Origin of the sequence: Thermofilum sp., assembly GCA_038741495.1 — an archaeon.
GTDB lineage: Archaea > Thermoproteota > Thermoprotei > Thermofilales > Thermofilaceae > Thermofilum.
On sequence record JAVYKX010000001.1, the window covers coordinates 595,956 to 619,433 of the forward strand.

Sequence of the window (23,478 nt, forward strand, 5' to 3'; positions counted from 1 at the left end):
TCCTCGCGGACCAGCTCGGCGGTTACAGGAAGCTGAGAAGCACCACTATAGCTGCGGAGGCCAGGAAGACCGCGAGGAGCGCTAGCAGGTAGCGTACATCGCCCCCGCCCCGGGGAGACAGCGGCGAAACCGCCACTACAGCTGGCTTAGCCTGCCGCCCCGCCTCCACCTCAGCTTCCAGGATCCTCGCCAGCGAGGGCCTATCGGTCTGCTGAACGTTCGGGTACACCTCGAGCAGGATGTTCAGCACATCGCTCCTAGTGCCGTGGAGGTCTCCGCGCACTACAGCTTCCCGCGGGATACCCAGCTCCTCCACGAGCTTCACGATCTCCGATGCGACGAACCCGCGCAGCTCCTCCTCCCTGCCGGGGAACATCCTGTAGCCCTCGTCCAGCATCACCCTGGCGAGCCACGCCGTCCGCGTGACGATCTTAGACTGCTCGTAGGAGAAGGCGAAGAGGCCGTACTGCCTAACCCACCGCTTAAACTCCTCAACCTCGCTCTGCACTCTCTGCGACTCGAGCAAGCCTGAGAGGCTCACGCCCCTCACCCAGCGGCTCCGTGTAAAAAACTTGTGCTAGCTAAAGCTCCCCCCAGCGCTCCCCCTCAACCCTTCCTGAGCCGCTGAGCTCGAGCACGCAGACAGCATTCCTCCTGAAAGGCTCCCAAAACAAGCTGCTCATCCTCTCTGTGAGAGAGCTCGAGGCCACCGCGGTGAACCCCCCACCCCTGTGCAAGTAGAGCTCGCCGTACCGCTCGGCGCTCTCATCGGCGATGTGCCGCACGACACCGAGCTGGGCAGACCAGCGGGAGCCCTCCCGCCTGACCAGCAGAGCGGCTGTGTTCGCCATTCTCTTGACGCCTCCGCTGCTCGCCAGCGCGCAGTGCAGCTCTGAGAGAGCGCTGAAGAGGTCTCCCCCTTCCTCTACGAGGTCCGCTAGAGCTACGGCGTAAGCGAAGGTGTCGACGACTTCCCCAGGCTTCACTCTACCCGCAACGCCGGGAACCTTCTCCACTGTGACTTCACCGTTCTGAGCAACGAAGAGCGCGCCGCCGTCTCTGCCCACGTGAAGCGCAAACGGGTGTGCTGCGCCCACCCCCAGGGGAGTACCCCTGCTCGCCCTCCGGACGTGCACGATGAGAAGCGTTGGCGTGCTCACCAGCTCGGCTGCGAGCTCCAGCCTGCTATCCTCCCACGCGGGCAGCGAGGACCTGTAGTGGAAGATGCTAGCTTCGCCTTCTAGAGGCCCGCCGCCTCTTCTCGAGAAGGCTGCTAGGCCCCAGCCGTCGCCGTGGGAGGGATTCTCCGCGCCTTCACGCTCCAGGGCCGGGTCCCGCCTAGCCACGTCCCTGAGCGCGGCGAGCCACTCTCGAAGGGCGAACCCGAACCCTGCTAGCGCGAGCAGCCTGCACAAGCTCTAAGCACCCTGAAGCTCCTCGGCGAAAACCCTCTCGAAAACCTCGTAAGCTTCCCGCCCGTAGAGGCAGACGGTGACCCGCTCCAGGCTCCGAGCCGAGGGAGCGAACTCTTTAAGCACTCTCGCCGTTATCCTGGCGCAGCGGTCGTACGGGTAGCCGAAAACCCCTGTGGAGATCGCTGGTAGAGCGATGCTCCTCAAGCCGAGCTCCTCCGCCTTCCCCAGGGAGTTGCGAACCGCCGAAGCGAGCTTCTCGTCGCCCCCTTCCTCGCCGAACCTCGGGCCCACGGCGTGAATAACGTACCTAGCTTTAAGCTTCCCCGCACTCGTCACTGCTACCCCGCCGACAGGCACGGGGCCGCGCTCCCTCACCCAGCGGTCGCTCTCCTCCTGGATCACCTGCCCACCTTTCCTCACGATAGCAGCAGCTACGCCGCCGCCGTGCTTCAGGTAGGAGTTCGCAGCGTTCACGATCGCGTCAGCTTCCAGCTCCGTGATGTCGCCCTCCACGAGCTCGACCTTGAGCCGGCCTAGCTGGAAGCTCCTGCCGTGCATCGAGGACTCTACGCGCGCGGCGTCTTAAACCCTCCGCGCTGCGCAAGTTTTTAACGGCGTGAGCTCTCCCCTGCGCGTGAACCGCGAGGAAGCGCTCAACCTTCTCAGGAATCACCTCAAAGATGAGAGGATGGTGAAGCACTGCCTCGCCGTGGAAGCGGTGATGAGAGCTGTCGCGCGCAGCCTTGGCGAAGACGAGGAGCTCTGGGGTCTCGTGGGCTTGCTGCACGACATAGACTACGACGAGGTTGGGCGGGACATGCACCAGCACGGCTTGAAAGCCCTAGAGATCCTGGCCGGGAAGCTTCCCGCGGATGCTCTCGAGGCGATCGCGGCGCACAACGAGCACAACGGCTTCAAGGTGAGCAGCCCTGAAGCTGAACGCTTAACTCATGCGCTGAGGGCTGCCGACCACGCGAGCGGCCTCGTCGTCGCCACCGCCCTAGTGATGCCGGGCAAGAAGCTCGCCGAAGTCAAGCTGGAGAGCCTCCTCCGCAAGTTCAAGCAGAAAGACTTCGCGAGAGGCGTGGACAGGGAGCGCGTCAAGGAGTGCGAGCTCCTGGGCCTCAAGCTCGAGGACTTCCTCCACATATCCCTTGAAGGAATGAAGGGGGTCGCCAAGGAGCTGGGTCTCTAACTCTAAGCTCGCCTCGGGTATCTGTCCTGCCTCTACCTTACTTTAGGTTAAAGGCATGGGTTGGACGCGGCAGCTAGCCCGGCTCGGCTGAGAAACTCTGCTGACAGCGAGGGCCTGAAGCACCTTCGAGCTCCCTACAAGCCTGAAAAATCTAAGCTTTAGCGTTTCACTTCCTTTCACTCTTGCTCAGCAGCTCTTCACTCGACCAGCTCGAGGTCTAAGCCGAGGTCTTGGAGCGCTTTGAAGTTTGTCTCCGCTCTTCAAGGCGAGGTTGTCAGCGATAGCTGTAGCGGCGGTCAGCAGGTCTGCGTCGGGAATCGCTGCCCCCGCCGCTCCAAGCTGTCGTAGAGCTCGCAGTAAACCTCGACCACCCTGTCGTCGATGCCCAGAATGCCGAAGCTCTCCTGGAGGAGCTTCCTCACAGCTCCATGCTTCCCGGCCGAGACTCCCCTGAGGAGCTCGACCAGCGTGATGATGGAGACCGCGCCTTCCTCGAAAGCCTTCTTCCCGAGAATCTCATAAGCCAGCTCGTGTCGATCAGCTTCATCTTAGAGCGAACCCCTCCTTGAACTCCCTGGAGGAGCTGGCGACCGATTCGAGATCTTCTTCATCCAACACCGCGGCCAGCTCCCTGAAAGCTTTCTCCCTCTTAAGCCTCTTAGCCTACAGGTAGAGCTTGAGGAGGAACCTCCACTCCATGCCCCTTTCTCCCCCAGCAACTCCCCCACTTCAACCGGGACGGAGATGGTTGCGTACCTCTGCAACTACATTGCCGCGCGACCATGTAGCCGGAAGCCTATGTACACTGCTAACTCTCACGCCCCGCGCACCTGTGCGAGAACCTTTCTCTTGAGATGACCAGCGATTAATTGCTTAGCTGGGGCTTGCACCTAAGAGGTATAGCCGATTCACTTAGGGGTGGGATGCCCCTCCGCAGCGTGCGCGACGCTCTGAACTTCTAAGTTAGTCAACAGTGCTGAAAGCCTCTTCACTCTGCTCAACAAGGTGGTCTCTGCACGGGCTAACTCCATACCAGTAGCCTTTAGGCGAGAAAGTGGGATTTGGGAGTAAAACCATCTTATTTTGGTAGATGCCGATGCAAGTGGTAGGATGAGGGTTAGAGTGGAGCTCAAGAAAGTGGATTCGCAGGGCCGTATTGTGCTGCCTGCCGACTGGCGTGAGTCCGAGATGGGGTGGTAGCAGAGAGGTGTACGTCATCAAGGGGGAGGGTACTTGAAGATAATTCCGAAGAGGAGGATCGACCTGACTGACTACTTCGACCGGATCGATCTAGGCGTGGAGGCGATTGAGGAGTGGGGGGAATTCGAGAGGAAGATTCGCGAGGCGAGCGTGTGAGGTTTCTGGACGCGGACGTCTTCATCTACGCGTACTACAAGCCTAGGAGGCAGCTCACCCAGAAGGAGGGGCAGGTGAAGGAGCTTGCTAAGAGGATAATCAGCGATGTATCGCAGGGCAGGGAGAGAGTCGTGACGACGGTTGTTCATCTCTCTGAGGTTGTTAGCATTCTCAAGCACGGCATGCCGGCGGAGGATCTGGCTAGGCTGATCACCGGCCTACTCACGATGGATAATGTTGAAGTGCACGGAGTGTCCGGGGAGGACTACCTCGCGGCGGCCGAGCTCGGTAAGGAATTGAGGCTCGACCCGAACGATGCTCTTGCAGTTGATGTGATGAGGGCGAGAGGCATTACCGAGATCTACTCCTTTGGCAGAGACTTCGAAAAGATCGAAGGAATAACTGGGCTGCCGAGAATCTGAAGCTAGTGGTCACGAGGCTGAAGCATTAGATATAAACAGTTGAGAAGTCTTCAGCAAACTTGAGAGTTGGTATTTCGCAGATAAGGAAATTAGACATAATCGGGGTCCTGTTTTTCCGATGGACTGGGAGCGCTGCCCGAGTAGGCGTGTTGTTAAAGTCGCTCGGGCTTCAGACATCGCGAGGCTCATCGCTCAACCGACTCCAGCTGATGAGGTGATGCTGAAGTTCGGTAAGATATTCGAGGAGGAATACTCGTTTGCGAACTACATCTACCGTCGTGCATTCAACCAGAGAGCAGTCCCTTACCTCTTCATCAGGAAGATCGCGGTGCGGCTGAGGAAAGAGGGTATTTACTCCCGCGACCTTGTGGCGAAGGCGTATAAGGCTTACTCAGCCCTCATCGCCGCAGGTGTTGTGGGGTTAAAGCCAAAGACAAGGTTCAGAGTCTACGGCTCAGTGCGCATCGCCGCCCAACCAGATTTAAGGTCCTTCGAGGGAGATACTCTTTTCGAGTTTAAGCTCTGCCCCATCGATACCTACGCGCGGGTTCAGTCCAGCATCTTCGCCTACGTTTGGGAGTGCCCTGTAAGGCTGGTTGGCTTGATCGAAGAAGGGGGACGCTACAAGGTTGAAGCGGAGACGATCTCACTTCCTCGAAGCTTGAAGGACCTGGGCATCACGCCGGAACTCGTCGAGACCGTCGCGCACGAGCAACTCTGGTGCACAAGGTGGGGCGAGCCGGTGGACTACGAGGACTGCTACGAGTGCGAAGCTGCCTGGACCTCGGAAGAAGATTGGGAGGGTGAAGACGAGCGGGAGGGCTGGGAGGATGAGTGAGCGAGCAGCCAGCTTTCCAGCTCGCGTAGCGCCGCTTTTTTCCGCTCCAGCTCCGCCAAGCTTGGAGCTACCAGGACATCCTGCGCCAGCTGGATCAGCTGCGGCGGTTTCTCCTCCAGTGAAGAGACGGCGTGCAGGAGCCACTTGTCGGGAGGCGGTGGGATCCCGTTGTAAACCGCGAGCGCGCGCAGGAAGTGCTTCAGCGAAGTGATTGCGACGAAGTGGGCGCTGAGCGGGTCGCCCCTGTGCAGCCACGCATCGACGTCGCTCAAGCTCCACCTAGCTTTAGCCAGCTCCTCCTCTAGAAGCCTCCGCCTCTCGCTCTCGCTCAGCGGTACCTTAAGCTCGAAAAGCCTTCTCACCAGCCCCTGCGGGTCGTAGCGGACGAGCGCGTGGAGGAAGACCCAGCGCTCTTCAAAGCTCCAGCGCCTGTGGAGATCCCTCTCGTAATCCCTAACCTCGAGGTCGATCGCGAAGCCCCCGTACTCGTACTCTTTCTCCCGGGGCCAACCGATCCTGGCACCCCTCCTCTTGTACACGACTATGTCGACGTCTGAGTGCACGTCAAAGTACCCGCGCGCCAGCCCGCCCAGGTAGACGATCCCTACGATGCCCCTCTTCCCTACGAAAGCCGAAGAGATCTCCTCAGCTACCCTCATAGCAGCCTCCAGCAGAGCCTGGCCATCGCTTCGAGTGCTCACGCCTCTTCCAGGCACGCCGGCTGGAAATATCACCACCGCTTACGTGAAGCTTGCGCGCCAGCGGGGATAGTTAAAGCCGGAGTTCCAGTATCTCCCGGAGAGAGAGGCTTGAACGCAAGCCCGCTACGTGCTCTGCTACCTCAGCGTTTCCTCAGCCTTGAAGCCTGCCCGGGTAGAATGCTGGAGGAGTGATGGAGATAACCCGGAAAGTTAACCGCGCTTCACATCATGCTCTCATAAGCGCTGCAGCCGCACCCCTCGAGCTGCTGGGGGCCGGAGGGTGATCCGGTGCGCAGCCCCCAGTGACAGCTCTCAGAGCGCGTAGGGAGGCTTCGCGCTTACCCTGACCTTGCCCGGAGGGTCTCGCGCATGCCTCCAGAGCCCTTTGCTGAAGCTCAGCACGGAGATTCCGAGCTCGTCAATCGTAGCGTCCGTTATGAGTGGTTCCTCCAAGCCGGGGTGTATCACCAGGTGAGCCTTTAGACGCGCCAGCTCCTCCCCCTCCTCACCTACCAGCACTAGCTCAACCGCTCCCCTCACGATGTACACCCTCCTGCGGGCATCCGCTACTGAAGCCTCCGCGACCTCGCCCGTGGTGTACCCCAGCTCCCTCGCAGTGATCTCGTCAACAACGAGCACTGGCTCCGGGCTGTGAGCACCTCCATTAACTAGGACTACGAGCTCCCTCTCCTCCCTCCCCCTGACTCTCAGCTTCACGTAGACGACCAAGGCTCCTCCCCCCTAGAACCCACCTCCCCCAGCGTAGGAGTGGCCTTCCGGGCTTTAGAATCCACCTGCCGTACTTCAGCCTCACAGCTGGAGAGACGTACGCAGCGCTATAAAGCTTCCGAGTTTCCGGGGAAGCCGCCCCGCCTACCATGCCGAGACTTGCTGATGCTAGCCGGCAAGCGCCCCGGGACTCCTCACCCGCGCTTACTCTCCAGTCATCCCTCAGTTCTGCGGAGTTAACCTCCCGGAGGGAGGAGCGCTGTCACGATCTCGCAAACATACTCGGCCATCTTAATGGCTTCCTCAGCGTCCTCCCTGTCGTAGAGCTCGTCCGGCGGGCTGCCGCTTTCCTCGTCGCCGTACATGGAGGGTTCTCGCTCTCTCCTTAACCTCCTCGAGTACCTGGCGAGAGTTGGTATGCTTTCCCGGAACCACTCCGGGAACCTGGCAGCCTCCCTCCGGAGGACTGGGCCCACGTCGTGCCATCGTGGAGGCTCGACCCCCACTAACCTAAGCGCGGCTTTGAGCATCAGCTCCACTGCCTCCTGGCACTGCCTAACGACGTAGGGGTAGTTGCCCCGCTCTAGCGCTTCGCGGGCGTGGTGCAGCCTCTCCTTCGCCTGCTTCGCGTAGGAGAGGGCGATCTCCGTGTTCTTCACAGCTCGATTACCTCGCCGAACTTGTAGTCGCGCTTCAACCTCCAGTACCAGAGCTTCCCGCACTTTACGCGCTCTGCGCCGAGCTCTTCAAGCCTCTTCCTTAAGCGCTCCAGGACACCTTGGAAGAAGCCTCCTCTGTCGTAGAGGATCACTGCGTCTTCCACCATGTCGAGGTACAGGGGGGTGGTTCGCGCAGCCTCCTCCGGCGTCTTGAGCAAGGGTGAGAACTCGATTGTGTAGCCGAGCTTCTCAGCTTCCTCGATCAGCGGCCGGAGGCTTTCCTCAACCTCCATGAAGAGGTCCTGCCTCTCGAACCTGCCCCTCGGCAAATCCTCGGCGACCACTAGCAAGTCGATATCGCTATCCCTCCTCGCCTCCCCCCTCGCCACCGACCCGTAAACGACCACCGATACTAGCGAGTCCCCTAGCCTCCTCCTCAAAGCCTCGACAAGCTCGAGCAGAATGCTCTTATAAGGCTCCTTCAACGCGCGCCCCGCCCCAACCCCGGCCACAGTTAAAACTTTCAAGCCCGCACCTATAATAGCTTACCGAGAAGCGCCCCTGCCCCTCCCGCCAGAAGTGCCGACCGCCCGCGGGCTGATCGACCTCGGTATTTTTCGGCGCGGAGGCTGCCAGCTGGCGCCCGCCGGCTGCGCTTCAGCCTCCAGGTTTGTTCAGCTGAGCAGGTGCACGTACCGGAACATCGAGTCAGGTGCTAGCGTGACAACTGCACCAGAGCCTAGCTCGCGCGCGACCTTGCTCGCCGCGGCCACGTTCGCACCGGTGGAGAGCCCGCCCAGCACCCCCTCCTCCTTGGCAAGCCTGAGCATCATCCGGTAAGCATCGCTGTAGCTCACCTCAACAACCTCGTCGATGATGGCCGAGTACCTCTGGTAGATGCCGGGCAAGCTACTGGTCGCCAACCCCTCAATGGGTTCGCCGAGCGTGGCCGCCCCAGTCGCTACGGGCGAGCCCCTCGGTACGACCCCCACGACCTTGACCCTGAGCCCCTTCTCTCTAAGGTACTTCGCCACGCCGGCGATGGTCCCGCCCGTTCCGATACCCATCACGAAGGCAGAGATCTCAGGCACCTGCTGGTAGATCTCGGGCCCCGTTGTCTCGTAGTGAGCCATCACGTTAGCCTCGTTCTCGTACTGGTTCAGGAAGACTCCCCCCAGCTCCTCCGCAACTCTCCGCGCCACGTTAATCATGTGCTCAGGGTGGTCGCGCGGCACTCTAGGAGCGGTAACCACCTCTGCGCCCAGAGCCCTGATCACCGCCACCTTCGCGGGGGATGTACCCTCCTCTACGACGATGACAGCCCTGTAGCCTAGCTGCGAAGCGAGCCACGCCACGGAAATAGCGGTGTTACCGCTCGAAGCCTCAACCACCACACCGCCGGGCTTCAGCAGCCCGCGCCGCTCAGCCTCTCGGATCATGTAAAACGCCATCCTGTCCTTGTGGCTTCCCGTAGGGTTCATGTACTCCAGCTTCACGTATGTTGGAGCCCCCTCTCTCGCTACTCTGCGGAGCCTGACTACGGGTGTCCTTCCGATCAAGTCGGTGATGCTCACAGGCTAGCGGAAACACCCCCCAGCTAAAGCTTTAGCTCTCAAGAAATCTTTCCGCAGCCTGCGCAAGCCCTCAAGGGGATACGGATATAACGATTGAGGGGGTGAGCACTCCGTGCCTGCGAGGAAGCTCGGAGAGTACACTTACGCGGAGCTTAAAGAGCTCCTCCGCGAGGGGGTCGACTCGGCCATCCTCCCCGTAGGGACTCTCGAACCCCACGGCCTCCATCTCCCGCTCGCTACCGACACCTTGATCGCCGAGAAGGTTGCGGAGCTTGTAGCGGAGAGGAGCGGAGCTCTCCTGCTCCCCGCGCTGCCCTACGGCGTGAACACGGGGCTGCACGGTTACCCTGGCTCGGTCAGGGTTGAACCCGACACTCTGGAGAAAATAGTGCTGGAGATCTTGAAGAGCTTGTCGAGCTCTGGTTTCAGGTACGTGCTCGTGGTGAACGGTCACGGCGGCAACACGCAGAGCCTCGACAACGCAGCCAGGAGAGCGTGGCTCGAGCACAGGCTTGCCGTTCTCGTCGTAGACTGGTGGGTTCTCGCCCGGGAGGTCGGGCTCACAAAGGAGATCCTCGGGAAGGAGGGCGGGCACGCGGCTACTGACGAGACGGCAGCCGTCCTAGCTTTCAGGCCGGACCTCGTGAAGCGCGAGCTGTACTCTGAGAGCTCGATACACGTTTACAAGCCGGGAGTGAGGGCTTACCCCAGCCCCGGTACAGTGATCAACTACAGCGCGACAGAAGGGGGCGTGGAGTTCCCCTCGAGCGAGACATGCCGAAGATTCCTCGAAGCTGTAGCGGAAGCTATCACCAGCGAGTTCGAGAAATTCCGGGAAGGAGTCCGGCTGCTTCGAGAAGGTAGCGCCTGAGCAGCTAGGGCGCAGCTCTCCTCTTATACGCTGCGCGTTAAAGCTCGCCCGGCAGCACTAGCGTGTCTTTCAAGCCGTTCCTCCTGACGAACTCCTTGAGTTCCCTGTCCAGCGTGAGCAGCTGTAAGCCGTAGCGGAGTGAGCTCGCGTAGAGTAAGTTATCGATCATGTCCCGGTGGCCCAGCGCGTAGAGCCTTAAAGCTTCCCTGAAGACCCAAGCGTCCTCTTTGACCTCCCTGTACCTACCGCTCTCCACCACGCTCCTGAGCCCTATGCTGAAAGCTTCATCTACCTCTCCGCGTGTAAGCTTCGCCACCACCCACAAGGACTCTAAGATGCTGAAACGTGAGTAGAACACCTCCGCCTCGGCTTCTGCGAGCTTCTTCAAGCCCTGGAGAACTTCCCTCCCGACGTCGATGCCGAGCGAAGGGAGAATGAAGGAAGTGTCAAGGAGTACTCGTAAACCTTTCCTGCCCTTCAACGCTCACCGCCTCTACCTCCTCAGGTTTCACCGAAGCGAACTTCCTCCCAGTCAGAGCGAGCTCGATAGGGTCGCGGATCACCTCTAGGATAATAGCCTCCCCCTCAACTCTTAGCAGCACCTTATCCCCCTCCTTCACGCCAACAGCTTTAGCGATGGACTTGGGTAGGTACACAGCGTACTTCTTACCGATTCGAGCCTCTACAGCCAGGCTCAACGCGGTGCACCAGACTAAACTATCTGGTCAGAATTAAAAAGCATTACCTGACTTAACCCTCACTGCCTGGAGGAGCTGCTGCGCAAGCCGGGCGAAAGTCGCTCTAGAAGCTCACGGTGGTGCGAGCACTGCGGCCTCTCAATGGTCTTCTCGGCGCGCTCAGCCAGCTAAGGCCGCTAGACTATCTAGACTATCTTGACCCAGTACTTTGAGGCACCCCTCAGGACCACATCCTTTCCTTCAAGTACTGGAACTCGCTCGGTGTGAGTACGAAGATGTCCGCAGGTAGCTCGTTAGTCCAAACCTCGTAAACCAGCTTTATCCTCTCGCCAGGCCTCAATCCCTCGACGGATGATACGACCAAATGTCCACGCCGCTGGATCTAAGCCCCCCGCGGTCGATCCGAAAAGGTAGCACTCCGCCACCTCTATGCGCTCGCTCAGCCTCTCCAAAGTACTTCCTAAGGATTGCTAGGATCTTATCACGCTCTGTGCTCGATAACCTTGCGCATCATCCCGACAGCTCTTTGGCGAACTCCAAAAACCTCAAAGCCGTACTCCTGTGGACGACAGGAACCCCCATGAAGATGTCCGGGTACCTGGACACCGAGTAGTAGGGGGTCAGCTTGCTCAAAAACTCCTCTCCAACTCCGCTAAGCAGGCCACTGGCGAGGCGGTAGAGCTCTACCAGGTTGTGAGTCTTGGGCGGATTTCCCCTCTTAAAAAGTATTAGAGCCTAAAGGGAGAACTCAACCGCCTGCTGCGCCCAGAAAGCAGCCGCCTCGAAAACCTCCCTCTCGACGACCGCCTCAGCTCTTTCAATATTCTTCTCAGCGGCTCTGAGCCACCCACTTAACCTCCTCCCTCAACCGACCCCCTGCAGCCTCGTAGATTACAGTAGTGGCCTGGCAGAACCTCCTTAATGCACTTTCGCGTCCTGGCTCTGCAGCCCCGGAGTTTTTGGGCCTTACGGGCCTTACCTGCAGCCTGGACGGTGAAAAGGTCTCCGCTTCTCGAGGAGAGTGCGGGCAGCTTTCACCCACCACCGGCTGAGGTGATGACGCGAGCTAGCCTGCGGCGCCTCCAGGCAGCGTACTCGTAAGTGATGATCACCAGTGCCAGCACGACAAGGATGATCAACAGTATCGTGCCGGCAAACTCTGAAGAGGATAGCGTGACGCCCGCCACATTGATGAAGACGTCGAGGCTTAGCGAGGCTTTACCCGGCAGCCTGGCTGAAGCTTCAACCCTCCTGCCACCGTACTCTGCGACAACAAGGTAGGTGGCTGGCGGCAGCGTTGTCCTGTAAACCCCTCCTGCGTCGGTGGTGCCCGACTCTACGAGCCTGCCGCCGTAGTAGATCTCGACCCTCGCCCCGCTCAGCGCCTGCCCCCTAGAGCCTTTCACCTCTATCTCTGCAGTGCTTACTCCCGGGACCCGGATGGTCATGTCCTCGTAGACTCTGAAGAAGTCTGTCGCGTAGCCGATGGGGACCCCCTTCCACGAGATCACCTCCACCTTGATCGTGCCGAGCACGATATCCTTTAGGAGCACGGGGGCGCCCAGCTCGAATTCCTGCGCCTGGCCGTCGAGAGTAACGATGCGCACCCGGGCTCCGAGCATAGGCTCACCGTTCTCAGCCCTGATCCTAACCGTGGGCTGGGCGAGCACGGGCGCGAGCAGGAGCAGCACGAAGGCTAGGGCCACCGCCCTCATATCTCTCGAAGATAAGTGCTGGTGTCGCGCTTATAGCCGTGACGGTGCGCTGGAAAAGGCGTGGGGCAGAGCGGGAAAGTCGCCGCCTTCGCCGGCAGGCTACTCGAGTGGTTCAAGGAGAACAAAAGGGAGTTCCCGTGGAGAGTCGGAATGAGTGACGAGTGGCGTGCAGCGCTCACCGGGATCCTTCTGAGGAAGACCAGGGCCGAGACCGTCGCGAAGCACTACGAGAGGATTGTCGGCTCCCTGAGCACGCCGGAGAAAGCTGTCGAGCTCGGCGTGGATAGCATCGAGAAGCTTCTCGAGCCTTTAGGGCTCCACAGGACCAGGGCGAGGCAGATTTATGAGCTCGCGAAATCCTGGCGCAGCGGCAGCCGCTCACCCGGGCTCGGCCCCTACGCGCTTTCCCTCATCGAGTGCCTCGCTCGGGGGAAGCTGGTGCCCGTGGTTGACGTGAACACGGTGCGCGTCGTGAAGAGGGTTTTCGGCGCGGAGGATGTAGAGGAGGTTCGGGAGCTGCTCCGGGAGGCCGTCCTCTCAGCGGGCACTTGCGAGCTGAACCTGGCTGTGATGGATTTCGCAGCTAGAGTTTGCACGGCGCGGAGGCCCCGCTGCGAGTCCTGCCCTCTCGAGGATCTCTGTCTTCACCGTGCTGCTAAAAAAGTTTAAACACGGCTCCCGGATACCTGGGGGTGCAGCAGGCGTGAGTGTGCTGAGGCTAGCGCTGAAGTTTGTTGAGCGCGATATGCTTTTCAAGAAGCTGATCACTGTGCTAACGATTCTAGCGATCGCCAGCGGTGTTGCAACCTTCATTTCCCTGCGCATCCTGGGTATCGGTAGCCGAACCGCTGCGGTCAGCATCGTAGAGCAAGTGCTGCCCGGCGAAGTCATCGTGTACGGGCAAGGGATCTATGACGTCTCCGAGGACATCGTGCAGGAGATCGAGAAACTGCCGGGAGTGGCTAGGGCGACACCAGCGATCCTCGTCACAGGGTACGCTGGAAGGACCTCCGTCTTCGTGCTCGGCGTTAGGCCCGAAGACTTGAGGAACGTGGTCTCCCGCTTCGTGGAGGGGGGCGGCTTCACCAGCCTCAGCGGGCCTTACGCTGTCGCCGATATCGGGCTTGCAGAGAAGCTCGGGCTTAGAGTAGGGGACAAGATCTCGGTGAAGCCGCCCTACAGCGGCTCTTTCAAGCAGTACTCGGTCGTCGGCATCGCGGAAGTCACGATGAAGATTGAGGAGATCGCAGCCGCCGGAGGCTACGTCGTCCTGCCTCTCCGCGAAGCGCAAAACCTCCTCGGCAGGCCCGGCTACGTGAGCATGGTTGTCGTGAAAGTGGAGGAGGGAGTCGACCCTAACGCGATGAAGCAGATGCTCTCCCTGATCTACCCCGGCTCCCGAATCATGCTGAGAGAGGAGGTTATCGGCGTCGTCTTCAAGGTGATGTCGCTCATCGAGGGCCTCCTCCTCTCCACGACTGTGATAGGGCTGGCCGTAGCGATCTTCGGGACCACGAGCACGATCACCTCGACCGTGAGGGAGCATCAGCGCGAGATCGCGATCATGAGGGCTAACGGTGCGCTTCGCAGGGATGTAGCTCTCATCTTCATTCTCGAAGCGCTCATGTTCGGCGTCGCGGGAGGGCTCCTTGGGGTGATATTCGGCATCGCGGGAGCCCAGGTCGGCATCGAGATTGTCTCCTCCTACGGCTTCCTGAACCCACCCCTCATCCTCGACCCTGTGAGCCTCGCGCTCGGCTTCTTCCTTGCCGCCGGGATCAGCGTTCTTTCGGCGATCTACCCGGTTTGGAGAGCTACTTCGATCAGGCCGATAGAGGTGCTGAAGAGTGAGTGAGGAAGCTCTCTCCCTCAAAAACATCTGGAAAATCTACAGGACTCAGAGCGAGGAAGTAGAAGTGCTCAAGGGTGTAGACTTGTCAATCGCGGATGGAGAGCTCGCAGTCATCATGGGCCCCTCGGGCAGCGGGAAGAGCACCCTGCTCTCTATAGCGGGCGGTCTCGACAAGCCGAGCAAGGGGAGGGTGATCGTCGGGGGCGTAGACATCACGGATATGAGCGAGGAAGAGCTAGCGAAGGTTAGAGCGAGGAAGATAGGCTTCGTCTTCCAGTCTTTCAACCTGATCCGGAACCTCACCGCGCTCGAGAACGTGATGACGCCGCTAGTTTTCACCGGGCTCTACAGCTGGCGCGACGCCGCTGAGGTAGCGAAGAGGATGCTGGAGGTCGTCGGCCTTAAGGGGCACGAGCACAAGTTCCCCGGGCAGCTGAGCGGCGGGCAGCAGCAGAGGGTGGCGATAGCGAGAGCCTTGGCGCCCGGACCCGACGTTGTCTTGATGGACGAGCCTACGGGCAGCCTGGACGTCGACACAGCCGTCAGGGTGCTGAGCCTAGTGAAGTGGCTGAACGAAGTGTTCGGGCAGACGATAATCATCGTGACGCACAACCCCGAGATCTCGCAGCTCGCGACGAGGACTTTCTACATCAGGGGTGGCAAGATACTCGAGCAGCCTCCAGCACAGACGCTCGCTGACAGGATAAGGGAGCTCAAGAGCGGTTTCGACACTAGAGACCTCAGAGCGCTGCAGCTCAGCATCCTCAGGGTTAAGCTGGACGCGCTAGAGAAGGTGGCTGCGAAGGGGGTTGCTGACTCTCGAGCCCTGGAGGCTGAGCTCAAGTCGCTCGAGCGGAGGATCGCGCGCCTCGAGAAGCTGCTCCCGTAATTTGCTTCGTTTATTGTCGAAAAAAGATGTTCTTTAAAGAGTTAGGTTTATAAAGAAGATAGCAGCACTTGCTTCGAGCGTGTATGGCGCGTATCCGCTGGGTCCTGCTCCTCCTGATTTTCCTTAACTTGATCGCGGGAGCTCTCGCCCAGCCGCAGGTTACTGTGAGGAAGAATATCCTAAGGGTTCAGAAAGTGACTCCTGGCTACGGAAGCAGCACTGAGGTGTCTGTAACCCTCCTCTTCGAGTCCGAGGGGGTTTACAGCTTCACCGACAACCTCGTGTTCGCGGAGTGCGGTAGCGTAACCTCTACAGCCCCCGCTTCCGGCTACTTCTGCAGAGACGGCCGCCTCCGCGTATCCTGGCTCAACCTCAGTGTGAGCTCGGGGGAGCCTTTAAAGTACACTGCTCCCGGGGTAAGCCTCCTCGAAGTAAGCCTCGTCGTCAGCGCGGAGGGACAACCACTGCAGCTTAGCTGCGAGGCAGGCTACTGCAGGGGTGTAGCTCCGGGTGTACGCGAAGTGAACTACACAATCATTCTAAGCCCTTCGAGCGTGATCCCCGAGGGCGTTCAGCTCCCAGTATCGATTAGCTGGAGCATTGACCCCGCTTTCCTGTACCCCATCGCTTTCTCCGAGAACCCTCAGAGCCTGCGGGAGAGCGGGACGGAGATTTCTTTCCAGTGGTCAGTTTTCCTCAGCGGGACCTACAAGCTTAGTGTGGTCTTCGAAGTAAGGGGCGAGAACCCTTGGGGAGAGGTCCTGGTGCCAGCGCCGACGATAACCGCTAGCCTCGACCCCAGGCTCCAGCTCTCGCTGATAGAGAGGTACAGGAGCCTGATGGCTTCTTTCATGGAGCGCAGCTTGGGGAACCTCACCGAGATGCGTAATAATATCACGAAGCTTCGCGACCTCCTCCTCAACTTGAGTGCCCAGCTCGAAGAGCAGTCTGCGATGCTGGCAAGCGCAGCTGGCGCTGCCGACCAGGCGAGCGACGCTATCAGCGTTGCAGTATACCAGCTGAGCAGCGCGGCTCAGACCATCGAAAGTGCCGAGAGCGCACTGAAGAGGGGTCTCGAAAACGCCTCTAATGCTTTGAAGCTTGCGAGAGAACTAGCTCAGAGAGCGCTGGAGAACGCTGAGGAGCTGGAGCGGGAGTTCTCCAAGCTTAACATTACTTGGGTCGGCAACTACACTTTCTCAGAGCTGGTGAATCAGGCAAAGAGTACTCTCACTACTATGCAGAGCCAGCTGGGCAGCTACGAGAACCTGCTTGCGCAGTACTCCATCGCTAAGGGGAGCCTCTACACGGGAGTGAACGAGCTGAGGGTAGCTGCTTCCCAGCTGAGAAAGCTGGGCAACATGCTGCGCGAAGGTTCCCGCGGCATGGCCCAGCTGGCGAAAGGCTTCCGAGAAGCAGCAGAGCTCATCGACTCGACCATTCTCAAGCTTGCATCCTCCCTAGAGGCTCAGCCTTACCCTGAAGGCTTACTCGAGTTCAACCGGACTATCACTTCCCAGGTGGTTGAGCCCATCGGAGAGGTGAGCGTTAAGAGCGAGCTGATGAGCGACGTGGTCTACGTGTCCCTACCCCTCTTGAAGCTTAAGAGAAGCGAGCCGCAGGCTCTTACTTTACCCTCCTACGCTGCACCCCGGAGAAGCGGGCTAGCGCTGGAGCTTGCAGCTCTCCTCCTCGTTGCCGCAGCCACGTACGCAGTTCTCTCCAAAAGCAATAAGAGGGCTCGAGGCTCTGAGCAGATGCTAGCCGAGATACGCCAGCTGCGCGAGAGGCTTTCGAGGCTTGAGGTTGGGTAGCATGGGGGAGAGGAACGGCAAGAACGTCCTGCTCAGGGGAGTGGACCCCGGGGCTTACACCGAGCTCGCATCACTAGCTAAGCGCACAGGAGTCACTGTCGGGACGCTAGCCTCCCAGGCTTTCAAGCTCCTCGCCGGGCTTGCTGACGCGGGGCCCGCGCTCGTGGGCCTTCCAGCTGACGCTCCCGCTGCGCTGCGCAAGCTGATCCCTTTCTCCAAGATGAAGCAGAAGCCTGTGTTCGTCCGCCACGTGGGCCGCCTCACGATTACTCGTGAAGATCTCGAGCGCGCAGCCGGCCCCCTCTTCTTCTTTAACGTGAAAGAGCTCGTTTTCGACCCCAGCGTCGATACTAGGCTCTTCGAGGAGAAGGTGCTGCGGCTAGTCGACTGCGAGAAGGTTGTGATACACCGTGGTCTAGACAAGCTTGCTGTGCTCGCGCGGTCCCTATTCATCGGGGAAGTAGTCGAGAAAGTTTAAGGAGCGCTCGCGCTCAAGCCCCCCTGTGGCGGGCGATAACTTCTCTAACCATTTTCGGGTCATCGGCTGTTATGAAGTCCACCCCGCACTCCAGCGCTTTCTCAACCCCCTCCCTGTCAGCGACCCCCCAAACGTCCACGAGCAGCCCCCTCCTGTGCGCGTAGGTCACGATGCTCTCCTCCAGGTTCAAAACGTGGATGCTCACTATGTTGGCGAGAAACCTTAGCGCGGCGTTGATCGAAGCAGCGCTCGGCACAGGAACGTCGGCTTGAGTCGTGATGGAGGGGTCGAGCTCCTTGACCCTCTTCAGGCAGCTCCAGTGCTCAGATATTATAACGACCTTCTCCTCAAGCCCCCACCTGTGAACCTTGCTCACAACCTCGTCCTCGATCCCCGGCTGCTTGATCTCGAGAAAACCCCCCACGCTGCTCGAGCTGAGGAAGTCGAGAAGCTCCTCGAGGAGGGGAACCTTCACGCCCTTGTACTTCTCGGAGAACCAGGAACCCGCGTCAAGAGCCCTGACCTCTAAGGAGGTTAGCTCGGAGACGAAGCCTTTGCCGTTCGTCGTCCTATCTACGCGCGCGTCGTGAATGCACACGATAGCTCCATCGCGGGTAGCCCTCAAGTCGGCTTCCACGAAGTGCGCGCCGAGCTCAGCAGCTTTCTCGAACGCGGGAAGCGTGTTCTCCGGAGCGTAGGCGCTCGCCCCCCTGTGCGCGACGACGAAGACTTCCCGAGCCACGGCGTGCAAGGCGGGTTGGGCTATAAGAGAGTATCGAAGCCTCTACTTCGCAGCCTCTCCAGGCGGCAAGCGAAGCTCTCGCTCCCGGCAGCTCCGGCGGCTGGAAAGAGAAAGGAATTTCTAGACCGGGAAGCCCGGATGGAGCGTGAGCTGCACGGGTCTCCTGGAGGGAAGGCGCAGCGTGAGGAAGTTCCGAGCAGAAGAAGTGCCTGACGAGCTCATCATCAAAGCGCTTGAAACGGCCCGGTGGGCGCCGAGCGCGAGGAACGCCCAGCCCTGGCGCGTCGTCGTCATTAAGAGCAGGGAAGTCCTCGAGAAGCTCGGCTCTGTGGCTCCCGGCGCCGCCCCCCTTAAAGGCTGCACGGTGGCCTTCGCTGTGATCGTGAAGCCGGAGGAAGCTCCCGTAACGTTCCTCGTGGATGGAGCGATATTCGCCACCTACCTGTGGCTCTCTCTCCACGCTCACGGGATCGGGGCTGTCTGGATCAACGCGCTGCGAAAACCCGAGTACGCGCAGCTCGTAGGAGCTGAGCCGGGCGAAGTCGTCGTAGCTATTCTCGCAGCAGGCTTCCCGGCGGAGCAGCCGCCACCCAAGCCCAGGAAGAAGCTGGAGGAGATGGTCAGCTGGATTAGGTGAGAGTCCGAGAGCCGAGAAGCCCTACGGGACGAGCGAATGCCTGCCGGAGCGAGCACCTCTGCAGGTCGCAGAGGCTAAGCTTGAGGGAGGAGCCAGCGAGGAAGGCTACTCGCAGAGGCGAGCCTCTATATCTGGGGTGGTGGGCTGCCGGCCCGCTCGTAGAGCTTGGCGAAAACCCTGTCTAGAGCTGCCCGCGCATCACCCTCGAGAACGGGAGGCTCGTGCTCCCTCAGGATGCGCTCGGCTTCCGCGTGGGCCCAGTCCAGCAGGTTTCTCCTTTCTCGCGCAGCGCTAGCGACATCCCAGACGCCTGAGAGGTGGAGTTCAGCCCGGTAGTTGCTCCGCGTGTGCTTGTGTGCGAGGAAGTTGCCTCTCTTCGTCAGGACAACCTCTCTGACGACGTCCAGGGCTTCGGCGTCAGGCCGGAAGCCTCTTGAGAGCCTTCTCGCCATGAGGCACACTTCGTTGTCGAGTACGAGCTTCTCCATCGACTGGACGCTTTCGAACTCCAGCATCCCCGGCCCTGAAACCACGTCGAAGCCGGCAGCGGCGGCGAGCGCAGCGGTGAGCGCGGTTTCGGCACCGGCTTGGAAGTCGACGGCTTTGCTGTCGCTGAGCGCCATGTAAGTGTGGCACGGAAGCCCGATCTCCCGGGCGAGGTCGCGGTAAGCGAGGCTTAGGAGCGCGCTCTCCGGTGCCGTGATTAGCGCAGTACCGTAGTAGGGGTGGATGACGGTCGGTGAGCCCCCGTAGATGACGGGAGCCCCAGGCTGGGCGAGCTGAGCAATAACAATCCCGCTGAGGACTTCCGCGTGATGCTGGGTGAGCGCACCGTAGATGGTTACCGGCGCGGTTCCGCCCAGCCCGGGCATTGAGATTATCTCCGCGGGGACTCCGAGCCTAGCGAGGTCCACTACGTTCCTCGACGTGATAGAGCTCCAGGAGAGGGGTGGCGTGGGGCACACGTCGAAGATCGCGAAAGGCCTCTCGCGGTAATCCTCCCTGACGGCTCTCAGCATCTCCACCATCAGGGGGAGGTTTTCGACCGTGAAGGCACCAGTGACTACAGGCTTCCTGGAGTACTTCAGCACCACGTACAGCCTCGCAGCGTCCCGAATCTCTGCCGGCACGTCGCCCGGAACCACGGCAGTGCTCTGCGCTTGAAGCCCGCTCAGCGCGTCGGCGAGCACAGCGAACTTCTTCACGTCCTCCAGCGTCGGGGTCCTCGGCTCAGGAGAGCCGTAGTCGAGCACTCTTATAGCCGCGGAGCCGGGGTTGAAGACCAGCGCCTCCTCTCCCAGGGTCGCGACGTGCCGCCCTTCGCGGTCGTGCAGCGCGATCCTCTTGGGCGCCTTTCTCAGCGCCTCCTCTACGAGATCCTCCGGGATCAGCACCCTGCTGCCGGACAGCGCGCACCCGCCGCTCACCAGTAGCTTCTCCACCAGGCTGTCCTCCACCCTGACCCCGACCTTCGAGAGGAGCTCGAGAGCCGCGCTGTGCACATCCTCCACGTCGCTCTTCTCCAGAAGTAGCAAGCGCGGCCGCGGCATCACTCAACACCTAGCAGCTTCTTGACTTTCGCCACAGCCTCGAAGGCATCGCGCCCCCACACGTCGGCGCCTATCTCGCGCACGTACTCCTCGGTCACCGGAGCTCCGCCGGCTATCACGATGACCCTGTCCCTAAGGCCCCGCTTCTTCAGCTCTTCTACGACATTCCTCTGCTCAAGCATCGTTGTCGTCATGAGGGCGCTCATGCCTACGATCCTCGCACCGTACTGCTCCACAGCTTCAGCGAACTTTTCCGGCGGGACGTCCACCCCGAGGTCGACGACCTCGAAGCCCTCCGCTTCGAAGACCGCCGCCGCCAGGTTCTTTCCGAGCTCGTGGATATCCCCGCGAACAGTCCCGAAGACCGCTACAGCTTTCACAGGCAGGCCACCGCGCTTAAGCTTCGCTTTCACAACCTCCATCGCAGCTCTGAAAGCTTCAGCGGCCATCACCAGCTCGGGGATGAAGTACTCTCCCCTCTCGTACAGCTCGCCCACCCTCCTCATCGCGGGCACAAGAACCTCCGAGACGATCTCCCGGGGGTCTCTCCCAGCGCTCAGGAGCTCGGAGGCTGCGCGCCTGCTTCGCTCCTCGTCACCCTCCACGACAGCGTCGAAAAGCTCCCTCTCGGCACTCCCGGGCTCGCTCACACCACAGCAGCTCTACAACCTTCTTTTAAGGGCAGCGCCCGGTGCGCGCGAGGTATTTCTAGCCGGAGAGCGCTCGGCAACTGATGCTCGACTTCCACGTGCACCTCCCGCTACACACGGGCCCGGATGCAGTGAAGTTAGCCCAGGCAGCTCTCGCCTACATCGAGGGGGAGGGGCTCGAAGCCGTCGTGGTACACCCCACTGCGCCGTATCACTCCAACGACCTGGTGGCGAAGATTGTCGACACAGACCCGCGGAGGATTATCGGCTTCGCCTCTGTCGTGCCGTGCCCCTCCGACGCAGCGATCAGAGAGCTCTCGAGAGCTGTAGAGGAGCTGGGCTTGCAAGGCCTGTCGCTCCACCCCTCGCAGCAGGGCTTCTGCTTGAAGAGCCCTCACGTCTGGCAGGTGATCAGGTTCGCTGGGGAGGAGCTCGGCATACCTGTCGTGCTGCACGGCCCGCCCTCGAAGACTACTCTCCGCGGCAGGCTCCTGGAGACCCCGTGGCTGAACACCGCAGAAGACTACGCGCTGCTACCTTTCATCGCTCCGAGAGCTACGCTCATCCTCTCGGATCCCGGCAGCCCGGCAGACCTCCGGCTCTTCGCGTCTCTAGCCTCCAGCCACGTGAACGTCTACCTTGATACCTCGCACAGCTTCCTCCAGCTCGCCGGGAAGCACGGAGAAGCTCTAAGCCCCCTCAGGGAGGACAAGCTCATCTTCGGCACAGGGTACGAGCTGGGGGGAGCCGGCGCGCTACGAGAGGCAGTGGAGCTCCTCCGCGGCCTGTACGGGGAGTCGGCCAGCACCGTGCTCTCGAAGAATGCTCGCGACCTGCTAGGTCTCAGAAAACCTGCAGCGTAGCAGGCAGGCCGAGAGCGCTCTCGGGGCTTTCTTCCGGTAAAAAAGGCTAATAACAGTTGTAGTACGGATGTATCTCGTGTACTCCAGGTTGCTCCCAGCTCTGGCGGCTCTCGCGCTCACTACTCTCGCTCTCTCAGCTTTAGCGCAGCCGCCCACGCCCCTCGTGCTCCGCACCGCGGAGGTGAAGATAGTCGCTGTTCACCCGCTGGAAGTGAAGTACAGCAGCTGGACTAGAATCATCCTGGATTTCACAGCGCTAGCAAACATCTCGGTGAGCGAGCTCAGGGCTAGGGTCGTGCTCGTGACTGAGAGAGGCTCCTTCACGCTCCTCGACAGGAAGCTTCTCTCGAAGGCTAACCTCTCGCGAGGGCAGGAGCTGCAGTGGAGCCTCGAGTTCCAGGCTTCAGCACCCCAGCCCCCGCCCATGGAGCCCTTCCTCGAGCTCTACCTCTACGTCAACTACACGGTTAACGGTGAGCAGCGGGTGCTCGAGCACAAGTCGCCCGTGACGCTTGTGCCCCCGCAGACGTACGAGGAGCTGCAGAGGGCCCTCGCGGCAGCCCAGGAGAAAGCCGCGCAGGCAGACAAGCTCAGAGGGGAGCTCTCCTCCCTCCAGCAGAAGCTCTCCGCCGAGACGAACAGGAGCGCTCTCCTGGCGAGCATGCTGAGCAGCTTTCAAGCCGAGAACGCAGAGCTCCGGAAGCAGGTACAGCAGCTCGCCGCGGAGAACGGGGCTCTGAAAGCCAACTTGACGCTGCTCCTCTCAGAGCTCGAGAGGCTCAGGAGGGAGCAGGCGCGCCTAGTCTCCGAGAAGAGCGAGCTCGAGCGGCAGCTAGCCAGCTTGGCGGGCGAGCACTCGGGGCTCCGGAGCCAGTACGCTGCGCTTGCCGTAGAGCTTAACGCTCTGAGGGCAGCTTACGAGAAGCTCCTCTCCGAGACCGGCCTGCTCAGGGGGGTTCTCGCAATCCTTGCCGTAGCGGCCTTGCTTGCAGCCGGCTTCACCTTCGCGAAGCGCAGGAAGCCTCTCCCGCCCCCTCCTCCACCGCCGCCTGGGTAGCGAAAAAGAGAACTACCAGCCTGACTCTTCGCCTATGTGGCTGAGCCGAACGTAGTTGCAGAGCTCTACAGCTTCTTCAGGAGCGAGAGGCAGAAGCACAGCAGGGAGCCCGGGGTAGTCTGGGTCACCGACCTCGTGTCCTGCAGCCTGAAGAGCAGGTACTCTCTCGAGTACCCTGAGCTCGAGCTAGCGGAGCTGTTCAACCCGGTGCTGATCCACGGGACCCTGGTCCACAGGGGGCTCGAGGAGCTGCTCAAGCTGATCCTGGAGCAGAAGGGAGTCAAGGTGGAGGTCGAGCTCGAAGGCAGCATGGAGGTCGACCTCTCCGACCTTGCCCCCGGCTCCGGGAAAGTGCTCGTGAAGGGTAGAGCGGACGTGATCCTCACGCTCCCCAATGGCGAGAAGCACGGCGTGGAGATCAAGAGCATGCGCGGGGACGCGCCCCTCCCTCTCGAGCACCACGTAGACCAAGCCAGGGTCTACAACACGCTCTTCAACCTCTCCAGCACGATCCTCGTCTACATCACTCCCGAGCGGATCACCCAGTACGTGGAGCGGGAGAGGCTCCCGGCCGGGGAGATCGCGAAAAGGATCCTCGAGCAGAAAGCCCCACGCTACCCTTGGGAGTGCAAGTACTGCCCCTTCTCGGTTCTCTGCCCTAGCAAGCGCTAACCTCTCGAGCGCAGCCCGCGCTGAGCCAGCCTGAAGGCCTGAGTGGGAGCACCGGCCCCAGGCTGCCCAGCGGTCTCTCGCCGCGCTCCACCCCTCCAGCC

General features: G+C 60.8%; 30 protein-coding genes and 1 pseudogene. 14 read left to right on the forward strand and 17 right to left on the reverse strand.

Annotated features, from left to right (window positions below; all coding sequences use genetic code 11):
• Positions 1-22 precede the first annotated feature (22 nt).
• The 3 genes from QXU72_03415 to QXU72_03425 are packed head-to-tail and all read right to left on the reverse strand — an operon-like array spanning position 23 to position 1,973.
• Positions 23-550 (reverse strand): hypothetical protein, encoded by a 528-nt coding sequence (locus tag QXU72_03415; protein ID MEM0494305.1) that lies wholly within the window; start codon positions 548-550, stop codon positions 23-25.
• A 31-nt stretch (positions 551-581) separates the two neighbouring features.
• Complete coding sequence (locus QXU72_03420; GenBank protein MEM0494306.1) at positions 582-1,415, reverse strand: class II glutamine amidotransferase; 834 nt, start codon at positions 1,413-1,415, stop codon at positions 582-584.
• A gap of 3 nt (positions 1,416-1,418) precedes the next feature.
• Positions 1,419-1,973 (reverse strand): ADP-ribose-binding protein, encoded by a 555-nt coding sequence (locus QXU72_03425; protein ID MEM0494307.1) that lies wholly within the window; start codon positions 1,971-1,973, stop codon positions 1,419-1,421.
• Between the two features lie 76 nt (positions 1,974-2,049).
• Between QXU72_03425 and QXU72_03430 the strand changes: the two genes are divergently transcribed.
• On the forward strand, positions 2,050-2,610 hold the full coding sequence (locus QXU72_03430; protein MEM0494308.1) for an HDIG domain-containing protein: 561 nt from the start codon (positions 2,050-2,052) through the stop codon (positions 2,608-2,610).
• Between the two features lie 296 nt (positions 2,611-2,906).
• Here QXU72_03430 and QXU72_03435 read toward each other — a convergent pair whose 3' ends face one another.
• A complete protein-coding gene (locus QXU72_03435) occupies positions 2,907-3,032 on the reverse strand; it encodes a hypothetical protein (GenBank protein MEM0494309.1) in 126 nt (41 codons plus the stop codon).
• Positions 3,033-3,843: 811 nt separating this feature from the next.
• On the opposite strand from QXU72_03435, the gene QXU72_03440 reads away from it, so the two are divergent.
• The 3 genes from QXU72_03440 to QXU72_03450 all read left to right on the forward strand — a co-directional run bounded on the left by QXU72_03440 (position 3,844) and on the right by QXU72_03450 (position 5,226).
• Positions 3,844-3,966, forward strand: a complete 123-nt coding sequence (locus QXU72_03440) for a hypothetical protein (GenBank protein ID MEM0494310.1) — start codon at positions 3,844-3,846, stop codon at positions 3,964-3,966.
• The gene (locus QXU72_03445; GenBank protein MEM0494311.1) at positions 3,963-4,388 is read left to right on the forward strand and encodes a type II toxin-antitoxin system VapC family toxin; all 426 of its coding nucleotides are present in this window, start codon (positions 3,963-3,965) and stop codon (positions 4,386-4,388) included. Before QXU72_03440 ends, QXU72_03445 begins: the two co-directional genes overlap by 4 nt.
• A 118-nt stretch (positions 4,389-4,506) precedes the next feature.
• Entirely contained in the window at positions 4,507-5,226 is a 720-nt protein-coding gene (locus QXU72_03450) for a hypothetical protein (protein ID MEM0494312.1), read from the forward strand.
• On the opposite strand, the gene QXU72_03455 is transcribed toward QXU72_03450, so the two are convergent.
• The 5 genes from QXU72_03455 to QXU72_03475 form a co-directional block, all read right to left on the reverse strand.
• The gene (locus QXU72_03455; protein MEM0494313.1) at positions 5,148-5,927 is read right to left on the reverse strand and encodes a nucleotidyltransferase domain-containing protein; all 780 of its coding nucleotides are present in this window, start codon (positions 5,925-5,927) and stop codon (positions 5,148-5,150) included. The two genes, QXU72_03450 and QXU72_03455, sit on opposite strands and share 79 nt — an antisense overlap.
• Before the next feature lie 312 nt (positions 5,928-6,239).
• Positions 6,240-6,656, reverse strand: a complete 417-nt coding sequence (locus QXU72_03460; protein MEM0494314.1) for a hypothetical protein — start codon at positions 6,654-6,656, stop codon at positions 6,240-6,242.
• A gap of 236 nt (positions 6,657-6,892) precedes the next feature.
• On the reverse strand, positions 6,893-7,315 hold the full coding sequence (locus QXU72_03465; GenBank protein MEM0494315.1) for a HEPN domain-containing protein: 423 nt from the start codon (positions 7,313-7,315) through the stop codon (positions 6,893-6,895).
• Positions 7,312-7,800 carry a nucleotidyltransferase domain-containing protein gene (locus tag QXU72_03470; GenBank protein ID MEM0494316.1) on the reverse strand — a complete coding sequence of 163 codons (489 nt, stop codon included), beginning with the start codon at positions 7,798-7,800 and terminating at the stop codon, positions 7,312-7,314. The genes QXU72_03465 and QXU72_03470 overlap by 4 nt, the downstream gene beginning before the upstream one ends.
• A gap of 189 nt (positions 7,801-7,989) precedes the next feature.
• Positions 7,990-8,889: a cysteine synthase family protein gene (locus QXU72_03475; protein ID MEM0494317.1), complete on the reverse strand. Its 900-nt coding sequence runs from the start codon at positions 8,887-8,889 to the stop codon at positions 7,990-7,992.
• A 112-nt stretch (positions 8,890-9,001) separates the two neighbouring features.
• Between QXU72_03475 and QXU72_03480 the strand changes: the two genes are divergently transcribed.
• The gene (locus tag QXU72_03480; protein ID MEM0494318.1) at positions 9,002-9,760 is read left to right on the forward strand and encodes a creatininase family protein; all 759 of its coding nucleotides are present in this window, start codon (positions 9,002-9,004) and stop codon (positions 9,758-9,760) included.
• A gap of 37 nt (positions 9,761-9,797) precedes the next feature.
• Here QXU72_03480 and QXU72_03485 read toward each other — a convergent pair whose 3' ends face one another.
• The 5 genes and pseudogenes from QXU72_03485 to QXU72_03505 form a co-directional block, all read right to left on the reverse strand.
• Complete coding sequence (locus tag QXU72_03485) at positions 9,798-10,241, reverse strand: PIN domain-containing protein (GenBank protein ID MEM0494319.1); 444 nt, start codon at positions 10,239-10,241, stop codon at positions 9,798-9,800.
• Positions 10,207-10,458 (reverse strand): AbrB/MazE/SpoVT family DNA-binding domain-containing protein, encoded by a 252-nt coding sequence (locus QXU72_03490; GenBank protein ID MEM0494320.1) that lies wholly within the window; start codon positions 10,456-10,458, stop codon positions 10,207-10,209. The genes QXU72_03485 and QXU72_03490 overlap by 35 nt, the downstream gene beginning before the upstream one ends.
• Before the next feature lie 220 nt (positions 10,459-10,678).
• Positions 10,679-10,822 (reverse strand): hypothetical protein, encoded by a 144-nt coding sequence (locus QXU72_03495; GenBank protein ID MEM0494321.1) that lies wholly within the window; start codon positions 10,820-10,822, stop codon positions 10,679-10,681.
• Positions 10,823-10,968: 146 nt separating this feature from the next.
• Positions 10,969-11,295 (reverse strand): annotated as a pseudogene (locus QXU72_03500) (HEPN domain-containing protein).
• A gap of 197 nt (positions 11,296-11,492) precedes the next feature.
• On the reverse strand, positions 11,493-12,173 hold the full coding sequence (locus QXU72_03505) for a carboxypeptidase-like regulatory domain-containing protein (protein MEM0494322.1): 681 nt from the start codon (positions 12,171-12,173) through the stop codon (positions 11,493-11,495).
• A gap of 60 nt (positions 12,174-12,233) precedes the next feature.
• Between QXU72_03505 and QXU72_03510 the strand changes: the two genes are divergently transcribed.
• The 5 genes from QXU72_03510 (at position 12,234) to QXU72_03530 (ending at position 17,206) form a co-directional block, all read left to right on the forward strand.
• Positions 12,234-12,842, forward strand: a complete 609-nt coding sequence (locus QXU72_03510; GenBank protein ID MEM0494323.1) for a hypothetical protein — start codon at positions 12,234-12,236, stop codon at positions 12,840-12,842.
• Between the two features lie 34 nt (positions 12,843-12,876).
• Positions 12,877-14,028, forward strand: coding sequence for an FtsX-like permease family protein (locus tag QXU72_03515; protein ID MEM0494324.1), 1,152 nt, complete (start codon positions 12,877-12,879; stop codon positions 14,026-14,028).
• Positions 14,021-14,914, forward strand: a complete 894-nt coding sequence (locus tag QXU72_03520; protein ID MEM0494325.1) for an ABC transporter ATP-binding protein — start codon at positions 14,021-14,023, stop codon at positions 14,912-14,914. The genes QXU72_03515 and QXU72_03520 overlap by 8 nt, the downstream gene beginning before the upstream one ends.
• A gap of 83 nt (positions 14,915-14,997) precedes the next feature.
• Positions 14,998-16,728 (forward strand): hypothetical protein, encoded by a 1,731-nt coding sequence (locus tag QXU72_03525; protein MEM0494326.1) that lies wholly within the window; start codon positions 14,998-15,000, stop codon positions 16,726-16,728.
• A gap of 1 nt (position 16,729) precedes the next feature.
• Positions 16,730-17,206, forward strand: a complete 477-nt coding sequence (locus tag QXU72_03530) for a hypothetical protein (GenBank protein ID MEM0494327.1) — start codon at positions 16,730-16,732, stop codon at positions 17,204-17,206.
• Between the two features lie 13 nt (positions 17,207-17,219).
• Here QXU72_03530 and QXU72_03535 read toward each other — a convergent pair whose 3' ends face one another.
• A complete protein-coding gene (locus tag QXU72_03535) occupies positions 17,220-17,948 on the reverse strand; it encodes a glycerophosphodiester phosphodiesterase family protein (GenBank protein MEM0494328.1) in 729 nt (242 codons plus the stop codon).
• Between the two features lie 145 nt (positions 17,949-18,093).
• Between QXU72_03535 and QXU72_03540 the strand changes: the two genes are divergently transcribed.
• Positions 18,094-18,585 (forward strand): nitroreductase family protein, encoded by a 492-nt coding sequence (locus QXU72_03540; protein ID MEM0494329.1) that lies wholly within the window; start codon positions 18,094-18,096, stop codon positions 18,583-18,585.
• Positions 18,586-18,710: 125 nt separating this feature from the next.
• Here QXU72_03540 and QXU72_03545 read toward each other — a convergent pair whose 3' ends face one another.
• Entirely contained in the window at positions 18,711-20,135 is a 1,425-nt protein-coding gene (locus QXU72_03545; GenBank protein MEM0494330.1) for a trimethylamine methyltransferase family protein, read from the reverse strand.
• Positions 20,135-20,785 (reverse strand): corrinoid protein, encoded by a 651-nt coding sequence (locus QXU72_03550; protein MEM0494331.1) that lies wholly within the window; start codon positions 20,783-20,785, stop codon positions 20,135-20,137. The genes QXU72_03545 and QXU72_03550 overlap by 1 nt, the downstream gene beginning before the upstream one ends.
• A gap of 83 nt (positions 20,786-20,868) precedes the next feature.
• On the opposite strand from QXU72_03550, the gene QXU72_03555 reads away from it, so the two are divergent.
• From QXU72_03555 to QXU72_03565, 3 genes are all read left to right on the forward strand, one after another.
• Positions 20,869-21,648, forward strand: coding sequence for an amidohydrolase family protein (locus QXU72_03555; protein ID MEM0494332.1), 780 nt, complete (start codon positions 20,869-20,871; stop codon positions 21,646-21,648).
• A gap of 76 nt (positions 21,649-21,724) precedes the next feature.
• The gene (locus QXU72_03560) at positions 21,725-22,705 is read left to right on the forward strand and encodes a hypothetical protein (GenBank protein ID MEM0494333.1); all 981 of its coding nucleotides are present in this window, start codon (positions 21,725-21,727) and stop codon (positions 22,703-22,705) included.
• A gap of 36 nt (positions 22,706-22,741) precedes the next feature.
• Positions 22,742-23,377, forward strand: a complete 636-nt coding sequence (locus tag QXU72_03565; GenBank protein MEM0494334.1) for a hypothetical protein — start codon at positions 22,742-22,744, stop codon at positions 23,375-23,377.
• The last annotated feature ends 101 nt before the right edge of the window (positions 23,378-23,478 follow it).